The organism is Aliivibrio fischeri (assembly GCF_009727955.1).
GTDB lineage: Bacteria > Pseudomonadota > Gammaproteobacteria > Enterobacterales > Vibrionaceae > Aliivibrio > Aliivibrio fischeri_A.
In genome coordinates this window covers 1-409 of sequence record NZ_WOBR01000020.1, presented here as the reverse complement: position 1 = coordinate 409, position 409 = coordinate 1, and the positions used below count along the sequence as shown (strand labels likewise).

The 409-nt window shown below is 46.0% G+C and carries 1 protein-coding gene; it reads left to right on the top strand.

What is annotated here, in order from left to right; genetic code table 11:
- The coding region (locus tag GNP81_RS19115) for a cadherin repeat domain-containing protein (RefSeq protein WP_155675068.1) at positions 1 to 409 on the top strand (409 nt) is incomplete at both ends.

Below are 409 nucleotides of genomic sequence, written 5' to 3'. Positions count from 1 at the left end.
GTTTGCTATCGATGCCACTACAGGTGTCGTGACGTTAATTGGTAATCTCGATCATGAAGTCGCCGATTCTCACTCTATTACCATCATTGCGACATCGACTGATGGCTCAACAAGTGAAGCCAGTTTTGATATTACAGTAACAGATGCGGATGGTTCGGCACCGGGCGGCGGTGATACGGATAACGATGTGGGCCCTGTTACTGATTCAAATGCAGCAGAAAATACCCTGTCAGAGAATGCTGAAATTGGGTCGGTTGTAAATATCACTGGTCTAGCCGTTGATCCAGACGGTGATGAGGTTAGTTATAAGCTCTCAGATGCAGATATTGCAAAAGGTCTGTTTGCTATCGATGCCACTACAGGTGTCGTGACGTTAATTGGTAATCTCGATCATGAAGTCGCCGATTCT